Origin of the sequence: Trichocoleus sp. DQ-A2 (assembly GCF_039961915.1) — a bacterium.
Lineage (GTDB): Bacteria > Cyanobacteriota > Cyanobacteriia > Cyanobacteriales > FACHB-T130 > FACHB-T130.
Map to the genome: position 1 here is coordinate 139,088 of NZ_JAMPKD010000016.1, position 10,004 is coordinate 149,091.

General features: G+C 48.4%; 7 protein-coding genes and 1 tRNA gene. 7 read left to right on the forward strand and 1 reads right to left on the reverse strand.

What is annotated here, in order from left to right; translation table 11 throughout:
* Positions 1-11: 11 nt before the first annotated feature.
* The 5 genes from NC997_RS17410 (at position 12) to NC997_RS17430 (ending at position 5,386) form a co-directional block, all read left to right on the forward strand.
* Positions 12-1,538 (forward strand): TM0106 family RecB-like putative nuclease, encoded by a 1,527-nt coding sequence (locus NC997_RS17410; RefSeq protein ID WP_190526506.1) that lies wholly within the window; start codon positions 12-14, stop codon positions 1,536-1,538.
* Positions 1,539-1,652: 114 nt separating this feature from the next.
* Positions 1,653-2,870 carry an esterase-like activity of phytase family protein gene (locus tag NC997_RS17415; RefSeq protein WP_190526508.1) on the forward strand — a complete coding sequence of 406 codons (1,218 nt, stop codon included), beginning with the start codon at positions 1,653-1,655 and terminating at the stop codon, positions 2,868-2,870.
* Between the two features lie 177 nt (positions 2,871-3,047).
* Positions 3,048-3,121 (forward strand) — tRNA-Asp (locus NC997_RS17420).
* A 114-nt stretch (positions 3,122-3,235) separates the two neighbouring features.
* Entirely contained in the window at positions 3,236-4,675 is a 1,440-nt protein-coding gene (gene gltX / locus NC997_RS17425; RefSeq protein WP_190429789.1) for a glutamate--tRNA ligase, read from the forward strand.
* 237 nt (positions 4,676-4,912) lie between these two features.
* Entirely contained in the window at positions 4,913-5,386 is a 474-nt protein-coding gene (locus NC997_RS17430) for a hypothetical protein (RefSeq protein WP_242030517.1), read from the forward strand.
* Positions 5,387-5,400: 14 nt separating this feature from the next.
* On the opposite strand, the gene NC997_RS17435 is transcribed toward NC997_RS17430, so the two are convergent.
* On the reverse strand, positions 5,401-7,152 hold the full coding sequence (locus NC997_RS17435) for a TPM domain-containing protein (protein ID WP_199306130.1): 1,752 nt from the start codon (positions 7,150-7,152) through the stop codon (positions 5,401-5,403).
* 200 nt (positions 7,153-7,352) lie between these two features.
* Between NC997_RS17435 and NC997_RS17440 the strand changes: the two genes are divergently transcribed.
* Together NC997_RS17440 and NC997_RS17445 are read left to right on the forward strand one after the other, a co-directional pair.
* Positions 7,353-8,657 carry a homoserine dehydrogenase gene (locus NC997_RS17440; protein WP_190526510.1) on the forward strand — a complete coding sequence of 435 codons (1,305 nt, stop codon included), beginning with the start codon at positions 7,353-7,355 and terminating at the stop codon, positions 8,655-8,657.
* Positions 8,658-8,665: 8 nt separating this feature from the next.
* Positions 8,666-9,766: a M23 family metallopeptidase gene (locus NC997_RS17445; RefSeq protein WP_347276088.1), complete on the forward strand. Its 1,101-nt coding sequence runs from the start codon at positions 8,666-8,668 to the stop codon at positions 9,764-9,766.
* The last annotated feature ends 238 nt before the right edge of the window (positions 9,767-10,004 follow it).

Below are 10,004 nucleotides of genomic sequence, written 5' to 3' on the forward strand. Positions count from 1 at the left end.
AGCTTGAAGTCATGCTGCTAACTGTTAATATGTTGCGGCACTACCAACGTTGTAGTCGCCGGTCTTTTCTCGATTTATATGGAGATCCTACCCAGCAGGATTTTCAAAGTGATTTTCGCGCCAAATTGCAACAGGATCGGTATGCTCTCCAGCAAACCGTTCTGGCGGGACAGACTTATCACAAACCCAATTACGCTTGGGGAGATTGGCACGCTGGTGCGAATGCCACCATTGCCTTGATGCAAGAAGGCGTTGAGCTAATTTACCGAGGCGTGCTTCTGAAAGAGGAAGGAGTAGGGATAAAGGATGAATCCTTCTTGCACCTTCCGAAGACAGTGACCCTCGTGAGTTGTCCTGATTTCTTGGTTAAACAACCCGGACAATCAAACTTTGGCGATTGGATTTACGTTCCCAGTGACATTCATTTAGGTCGGCGTCCTAAGCTGGAATATCAAACGGTTGCAGCTTTTCACGCCCATCTACTGGCATCTGTTCAGGGCGTTATGCCGGATACGGTTTGGCTGCAATTACGGGAAAAAAAGGCTTATGCAGTCAATTTGAGTAAATGGGTGCCGATGATGCAGGCACTTGTAGAGGAGTGTATCGAAATGCTCCTGTCTCGGCAAGAGCCAGAGGTGTTCATTACCCGTCAGCGGTGCAATCTTTGCCCTTGGTTAAATCACTGCTATGCGATCGCGCAAGAACAGCAACATCTCTCTTTGATTCCGGGTGTAACGCCGAGTCGCTATCAGCATTTGCAGACGCTTGAACTGACGAGTCGGGAGTCTCTGGCAGGTGTCAGTCCAGCTTTTTTGGAGCCAGTTTTGGGAGAGGAAGTCGCGCAACAGCTAGTACAGCAAGCGCAATCAGTAGTGGAGAATCGGGCGATGCTTCTGGAGAAACCCTTTGCGATCGCTAAAACCACTCAAACAGCAGAATGGGTGATGGACAATCCATCTTCTCTCCTTTCACCTATCGAACTTTACTTTGATATTGAAGCAGAACCGTCGCTAGAACTGGATTATCTGCTGGGAGTTTTAGTGGTAGACCGTCAAGCTAATACAGAAACGTTTTATCCTTTCTTAGCAGAACAACCCAGCGACGAAGAATTGGTTTGGCAGCAATTTTTAGATTTGGTTTGGACTTATCCTCAGGCTCCCATTTTCCATTTCTGCGACTACGAAATCCTGACGATGAAGCGGCTGGCTAAATGCTACAACACCCCGCTGGAGAGGCTACGTCCGGTGCTATCGCGCTTTGTGGATATCCACGAGTGGGTAACAGGGATGGTGACACTGCCCGTCGAAAGTTATGCTTTAAAAGCGATCGCGCATTGGTTGGGTTTTGAGTGGCGCGATGCGGGGGCGAATGGGCAAGTGTGTATCTATTGGTACGATCAATGGTTAAAAACACGCGATCGCACTTTCCTCGACGCCATTCTGCGCTACAACGAGGATGATTGCCGCGCTACCCGTCACCTTAAAGACTGGCTGGTAGACTTTATACAGGATGCGGCTCATTTGGATGCACGGGAGTAATCTTCCAACACCAAATTTTTCCAATTCAACTCTCTTATAACCTTCTCTTAAAAAAATCTTATTTTTATGATGATACGGTGCTGGTGTAAATGGCTTAATTTAACACTGGCAATCATGAGCAAGATCGATAAATTTTTTACATCTTTCTGTTTTATTGGTGGATTAACCGCTGCAATTCTGACAGCACATCCCGCTCAGGCATTCAAAATAACCGGCGTTGATTACTTAGGACAATTCACTTTTTCGACTGGTTTTTCATTTCAGGGAACTGAATTGGGAGGGCTATCAGGAATTACTTACGATGCCAGTAAAGACGTTTATTACAGTATTTCTGATGACCGGAGTGAAAAGGCACCAGCTCGGTTTTATACCCTCAAAATTGATATTTCTCAGGGTTCTTTAAAGCAGGGGGGAGTAACTCCTGTAGACGTAACAACCTTGTTGAATGTAAACAATCAACCTTTTGCTCCTTTAAGTCTTGACTCCGAAGGGATTGCCTTAAGTAGCAAGGGAAGTCTATTTATCTCTTCTGAAGGAGATGCGAACCAATTAATTAATCCTTTCGTCAATGAATTTTCTTTGGCAGGTCAGCAACTTCAAACCCTGCCAGTTCCTCAGAAGTTTTTACCAACAGCGGCTAAAGATAGCGGGATTCGCAATAATTTAGCCTTTGAAAGCTTGACGCTTACCCCTGACCAAAAGTATTTGTTTACAGCTACAGAAAATGCCTTGGTTCAGGATGGTGCTGTCGCTGACATCAAGGTGGCAAGTCCTTCGCGAATCTTAAAATATAACCTCGTAACTGGGAAGCCGGAACAGGAATTTTTATACGTTACCGATCCAGTTGCCGCAGCACCCAATCCTGTTAATAGTTTCAAGACCAATGGTTTAGTAGATTTGTTAGCAGTGAATGAAGATACGTTTCTTAGCTTAGAACGGTCTTTTTCTACTGGAGTGGGGAACACAATCAAGCTGTTTGAGGTGTCTTTAGAAAAGGCAACCGATATTAGCAGTATTAACAGTCTCAGTGCAATCAACCTCAACACTATCAAACCAGCTCAGAAAAAACTGCTGCTTGATTTTGAGAAGTTAGGTGTGACGCTCGATAATATTGAAGGTTTGACTTTTGGCCCTGATTTGGCGGATGGGCGAAAGTCGCTGATTGTAGTTAGCGATAACAACTTTAGCCCGATTCAGTTTACCCAGGTACTCGCCTTTGGAATTGGCACCAAATCAGCGGCGCATCGTTCTGTCCCGGAACCTTCGGCACTCACAGGCTTGGTATTTGCAGCACTTGTGAGCATTAAAGTCAAGCGCCACATTCATAGTTAATCCGGACAATATCGCGCTAAAATGCAAAGACGCCAAATGAAGCAACGTTTTAGCGTCTTTGCGCCTTGGCACGAGACCAAAAAAGCCGTGTCTACCCCACCATTCGAAAGGGAATGAAAAAAAGGGGTTGACAAATCCAACGAGACTCGACATAATCGTTAATGGCTCGGAAAACAAGGGACTGTAGTTCAATTGGTTAGAGCACCGCCCTGTCACGGCGGAAGTTGCGGGTTCGAGCCCCGTCAGTCCCGTAAAAAGTAGTAGAAAAGTTAGTAGGGGTTAGGTGTTGAAACCTGCCCCTACAATTATTAGCAGCTACAACTAGCAGCTACAACAAATATAGAAACCTTTTGAGAGAATCTGCTGTGACCGTTAGAGTTCGGATTGCACCAAGTCCTACTGGGAACTTACATATTGGGACGGCGAGAACCGCTGTATTTAACTGGCTGTTTGCTCGCCATCATGGCGGCGAGTTCATCCTGCGAATTGAAGACACCGATGAAGCGCGATCGCGCCCCGAATATACTCAAAACATCCTTGATGGTCTGAAATGGATGGGAATGACCTGGGATGAGGGGCCATTTTTTCAATCCAAGCGCCTCGACCTGTACCGCAAAGCCATTCAAACTCTCGTAGATAAGGGCTATGCTTATCGCTGCTACACCAGCGAAGCCGAACTAGACGAATTGCGGACAGCGCAAGCGGCAAGAAAAGAGGCTCCCCGTTATGACAACCGCCATCGGAACTTGACGCCAGAACAACAAGCGGCTTTTGAAGCCGAAGGGCGTCGTCCGGTGCTTCGCTTCAAAATTGATGATGACCGGGAGATCTCCTGGAACGATCTGGTACGCGGCAAAGTTAGCTGGAAAGCCAGCGACCTCGGCGGCGATATGGTGATTGCTCGTGCCTCAGACGATTCAGTGGGTCAGCCGCTGTACAATTTGGCAGTGGTGGTGGATGACATTGATATGCGGATCACCCATGTCATCCGGGGAGAAGACCATATTGCGAACACAGCTAAGCAAATTTTGCTCTACGAGGCACTGGGAAGTGCAATCCCGGAATTTGCCCATACGCCATTGATTTTGAACAAGGAAGGCAAAAAGCTCTCGAAGCGGGATGGCGTCACTTCCATTTCCGACTTCCAGCAAATGGGCTACACGCCTGAAGCCTTGGCGAATTACATGACATTGTTGGGATGGACGCCCCCGGATTCCACTAAGGAAATCTTTACTCTGCCAGAAGCGGCTCAACAGTTCGGCTTTGAGCGCGTCAATAAGGCAGGGGCAAAATTTGACTGGGATAAGCTGAATTGGCTTAACAGTCAGTATCTGCACAAGATGCCGATAGATGAGCTATTAAATCAGCTGATTCCCTACTGGCAGGCGGCTGGATACGAATTTGACCCGATCAGCGATCGCCCTTGGTTAGAGCAGTTAACCAGCCTGCTGAGTGCCAGCCTGACGCGCTTGCAGGATGCAGTCGAGATGAGCCGGATATTCTTTAGCCAAAGCGTAGCCTACAGCGAAGAGGGACTGACTCAGTTGCAGCAGGACGGCACCGAAACCGCTTTGCAGGCGATTTTGGACGCCCTGGAAAATCATCAAACTTTGACAGCAGAGGGTGCCCAAGACATCATCAAACAGCTGACCAAGGAGAAGAATCTGAAGAAAGGATTAGTGATGCGAAGTTTCCGCGCAGCTCTAACCGGCGATTTGCATGGTCCTGATTTGATTCAATCTTGGTTGATCCTGAATCAGCGGGGTCTGGACAAGCTACGTTTACAGCAAGCCCTAGAAAAGTAAACTGAAAATCTTCTTTCTTTTTCTTTTGCAAGCCTTCTCAAGCTCAGCCTGAGAAGGCTTTTGGCTTCTTCTTTGGAACTTCTTATGGGATACTATCGTCACTGCTACAACTAGAGCCGTTACATAATCGGTAACAAGGTGCCGTTTTTGGAAGTGAGGATGTACAAACCCGTACCCAATTTAGGGGAAAAATCGGTAGGAAAGTCCCTCTGGGCAGGCATCACAACCATAGCCCTGATGGCGGTAGGAGTGTTGAGCCTTTCGAGGGTGCAAGCCCAATCCGTACAATCCCCGCCCATATTCGAGAATGTCACCCTCGGTCCCCGGTTTTCGCCCGATCCGTTGACGATTCGGGGTATCAGTGGCGGCGAAATAGCGGCCCAAAAAATTGCAGGTCGCAGCGAAACCGCTACCGGGCCATGTGTTGGTTTTACGGACGATAAGCCCGATCACACTGTAGTTTTAACTTCGTTTTTCAACTTTCTATCCATCCAAGTGCAAAGCCCAGAAGACACTACCCTCGTGATCAAGGGACCTGGTGGCAGCTGGTGCAATGATGAGTATGAAGGCAAAAACCCTGGCATTGCTGGTCAGTGGCAGCCGGGAACTTACGGAATTTGGGTGGGATCTTACGATAAAAGTAAATTCAACCCCTACATTATCAAAATTACTGAAGTCAACTTACTCAATCCTGGCCCCTTCCGGCGTTAATTACTTGCTGCTTGCTACCAGCTGCCACCAGCACCGCCACCATCACTGCTGCCGCCGCCAAAATCGCTGCTACTGCTGCTATAACTACTGCCACTGTCATAACTACAACTACTGCTGCTAGTATCGGAAGTGCTAGTGCTGCTGTTGGAAATCCAGCTAGTGCTAGAACGGCGAACGCTATTCCTCTGAGTGCTGCTAGGACGAGGAGGTAGGCGAGGAATTTTTGTCTCAATTTGCCGCTGATAAGAGCAACAGTGGCAATTGTGAGTAAACAGGCGTATCCCTTGGCTGTACTCTGTTGCCGATCGCGTAACCTGCGATGTGCATTGGACGGTCAATTCATGACAGGTGGGGCAAGTGCTAAATTGCCTTGAGTTCAGAATGTATGCACGGATGTGGATTCCCAGACTAGAGGTTTGTTGGCAACCGTTGGGACATTGCCAGCCGATAAATTTGACGCTACCTAGGTTCTGAGCTGCTCGCTCAGGTTTCCTAAGATGGAATTGGAGTATATTCCAGTCCATTTGTTGCATGGGATATCGGCAATCAGCGCAATGGGTGGGGCGAGTTGAGCCGATTACTCGCGATCGCCCGGTTGGTTCGATGAAAACTGTATGGCGCGAGGGAGTTAGGCAAGGAAGCGTTTCCTTAACTTCCTCGTTATAGGAACAACAGTGGCATTCTTTGGCAACCAGTTGCTTACCTTCTCTATTCCATGTAGGTTGTTCCAAAATAGCTTTGATTGTCTGGGTGACGGTCAATTCCTGACAGGTGAGGCAAGTGTTAAATTGTTGTGAGTCCAGAATGTAAGCACAAATGTGAATTGTCTGCCCAGTTAGTTGCGGATAACACTTGAGACACTGCCAGCCTTCAAATCTGACGCTGCCTAACTTTTGCGCTACTTGCTCAGCTTGGCTGAGATAAGGCTGGAGTGCGATCGCATCCAGTTTTTGCATCTGCTTTTTGCAAGTAGCGCAATGCCAGGGATGAGTGTCGCCACTGTCACCTTCTATGCGCGATCGCCCTGTCGGTTCGAGCAAAATCCCACTGCGAGGACGACGCACATAAGCAACTGTCCCTAGAATCAACACTAATACACCGCCAACACCCGCTAGTGGGTAAACCACTCCTACAACGCTAGCAGTTGTAGTCGGAACGCTAGCAGGTGCAGCCGGAATGCTGACAGGTGGAGTCGGAACGCCAGCAGGAGTTGGCAGTTCACCCGCTCTCAACTCTACAATCAGTGCTTGCGTTCCCGCCAGGGTGCCACCGTTAAAGTCGCCCTGCTTAAATCGCGGCGTGATTTCTTGTTGGATAATTTTGTTAACACGCGCATCGGGGAGAATCGACTCGATACTGTAACCCGTTTCGATTTCTACGCGACGTTCCCCCTGAGAAATTAGTAACAGCACCCCGTTGTCCTGCCCTTTCTTGCCAATGCGCCAATAATTAAATAGCGACGTAGCGAACGCCTTGGGAGTAGCAGAAGGTGAAGTCTCTGGCACCGTCACTACCGCGATTTCAGTGCTATTTTTTGCCTCTAAATCTGAGATGATCTGGTTGAGTTGTGCTTCCGTCGCCGGACTGAGCATATCCGCCATGTCTGTCACCCAGCCACCATTAATTTGCCGAGGATTGGGAACTTCCTGAACGGTTAAAGCCTTGCTGACGACTGGGAAGGCAGCAACGGCGAAACTCGCAAAACCAGCAAGAGCAATTTGTTTGAGCATAAGCGATCGCAACTCAACAACTGTAATGGGTGCCATCACCTCTAGAATGTCTCAGGTGGATCGGCAATTCGGTTCACTCTTTTGCTCAGTTTTTGGCTCACTGTTCGGGGCGATGATGGGAAGGGTGTTGGTAGCATCCCCTGTGTTAGCATTGCCAACGCGATGGAGGCAGAGCCGAAAAGCTAAATTACAAGTAAATTACAAGCGCTGTAGAGTTAAAATTCAGGATAACGGTTGTGGCTTTTAAAATTGGATTACTGGGACTGGGGACAGTCGGCACGGGTACGGCACAAATTTTGCTAGATCCGCAAGGGCGTCATCCGCTGCTGCAAGAAATAGAAGTTTATCGGGTGGGAGTGCGATCGCTAGATAAGCCTCGACTCGTAGAAATGTCAGAAAGCTTGCTGACGACCGATTTGGAATCGATTGTCACCGACCCCCATGTGGATATTGTGGTCGAGGTGATGGGAGGCTTAGAACCGGCGCGATCGCTCATCCTCAAAGCGATCGCCAATGGTAAGCACGTTGTCACGGCAAACAAGGCGGTGATTTCTCGCTACGGCGATGAAATTTTTACGGCGGCGAATCAAGCAGGCGTCTATGTGATGCTAGAGGCAGCCGTTGGGGGCGGTATCCCGGTGATTCAACCCCTGAAGCAGGCGCTGAGTGTCAACCGGATTCATTCGGTGACTGGCATTGTCAATGGCACCACGAATTACATCCTCAGTCGGATGCAAACCGAGGGGGGTGAATTTAGCGAGATTCTGGCAGATGCCCAGCAGTTGGGCTATGCAGAAGCCGATCCAACGGCTGATGTAGATGGTTTAGATGCTGCTGACAAGATGGCGATTTTGGCTTCCTTAGCGTTTGGGGGACGCATCAAGCTGCCAGAAATTTACTGTGAAGGAATTTCTAAGGTCAGCGCCGCCGATATTGCCTATGCGGAAAAACTCGGCTTTACGATCAAATTATTAGCGATCGCTAAACAAGATTTACCGGCATCGGAGAAAGGGACTTCTCTACAAGTCAGAGTTCATCCGACTCTCGTACCCAAAACTCACCCGCTTGCCAGTATTAGCGGCGTCTATAACGCAATTCTCGTAGAAGGCGAACCGATTGGGCAGGTGATGTTTTACGGACGAGGGGCGGGTTCCGGGCCTACTGCCAGCGCCGTTGTCTCGGATATTTTAAATATTGCTGCCATTTTGAAAAGTGGTGGAGATGCTGCCAAACTGCATCCCCTATTAAGCTGTTCCCATCAAGATTACTGCGCGATCGCCCCGATGGAGGAGCTAGTTACGCGGTTTTACGCTCGTTTCTTGACACGGGATCGTCCGGGCGTTATTGGTAAGTTGGGCACCAGTTTCGGCAATTACCAGGTGAGTCTTGAATCTGTGGTGCAAACTGGTATCCACGGCGAACTTGCCGAAATTGTCGTCGTGACTCACGATGTCCGGGAAGGGAACTTTCGACAAGCCCTGGATGAAATTCGCACGTTAGATACGATAGACAGTATTCCCAGCATTTTGCGAGTTTTGTGAGGAGACAAGTGGCGAAAGGTGTAGAGAGGCGAATTAATACAGCTTCCCTAAAATACAGCGATCGCTCCTGTTTTATCCGCTTTGGTTTAAGCGCAGCGGTGCGTCAGCGCGGGGGTTGGGGGAATCTCAAATATGGCATCAAAAAAGCGAATGGATATTGCGATCGCATCTTAGAAATGTTAGGAAAAAAGCAAAAATTCAGTTTTTTCTTCCTCCTTCCGGTTTCTTTTTGCCTTTTTTCAGCGGTATTTTCAAAATCCTCTGTAGCTGAAGACATTCTCGCTGTACCTACCCTTTTATCGCCTCCTGCAACTGAGGGGAAGGGTGACAAACAAATGTGCCCACCGCCAGTTTTAGAACGCTTGATTCGCCACAAAGTTGCCGCTGGTGAAACTTTAGAAAGTATTGCCAGCCAATACAATCTCATTCCTACTACTTTGATCGGCATCAATCCGTCTTTGCGACAAGGCAAAGCACCCGTAGGGGCAGAAATTTTGATTCCGCCTTACAATGGCATTCGCGTCGAAGTTCCGGCTAGGAAAACTTGGCAAGATGTAGCCAAAACCTACCGAATTCGTGCCGATGTACTCTATGAGGCGAACGGTTGCCAGAAAAATCCTAGAGTTGTATTCATCCCTGGGGTAAATTGGTCGCCTGCAAGTCTGGCTGGACGTAACAACCGAAAACTAGCCCATTATCCCTTACCCGCAACGACAGCGATCGCACTGGGTTATGGTTGGCAGCTAAATCCTCGAAGCAATCAAGTTGCTTTTCACAGCGGTATCGATCTGTTGGCAGAAGTCGGGACACCCGTGCTAGCAGTGGATAAGGGAACTGTAGCCTTTATTGGCGATCGCGGAGACTCTGGCAATTTAGTCGTCATTAATCATCCGGGAGGACGCCAAACCCGTTATGCTCACCTTGCAACCATTGATGCTAGTCGTGGTAAACAAGTTAACCAGGGGGATGTCCTGGGAACGGTTGGTACCACAGGACTCCCTGACGTAGACAAACCCCATCTGCATTTTGAGTTGCGCTACAACTCGAATTTAGGCTGGGTGGCACAAGATCCACAACCCTATCTTCAGCAAGTAACTGTTAATAGATAATCGGGAATCTGTGCTTGCAGCTAGTTTGACTCATCCCATTTCTGTTTTGACGCACTACATACAGCTCACCCTTTTTTTGAGGGTAGGGGATATTTAATGTAGAGCATCATCCAGAAAGATTGGTCTTATAGCAATCGCCAAGGTAATTAGGACGACAAGCATAAGACATGCTCGATTGCATCTCGCAAACAATTAAACTGGTCGAGTTGTTTGCGGATGCGGCTCTTGAGCCAAGACC

Excerpts from the sequence above, each read along its gene's own strand:
- NC997_RS17430 (WP_242030517.1), top strand. The coding sequence starts at position 4,913 with ATGGCGGTAGGAGTGTTGAGCCTTTCGAGGGTGCAAGCCCAATCCGTA.
- NC997_RS17410 (WP_190526506.1), top strand. The coding sequence starts at position 12 with ATGCTGCTAACTGTTAATATGTTGCGGCACTACCAACGTTGTAGTCGC.
- NC997_RS17435 (WP_199306130.1), bottom strand. The coding sequence starts at position 7,152 with ATGGCACCCATTACAGTTGTTGAGTTGCGATCGCTTATGCTCAAACAA.
- NC997_RS17415 (WP_190526508.1), top strand. The coding sequence starts at position 1,653 with ATGAGCAAGATCGATAAATTTTTTACATCTTTCTGTTTTATTGGTGGA.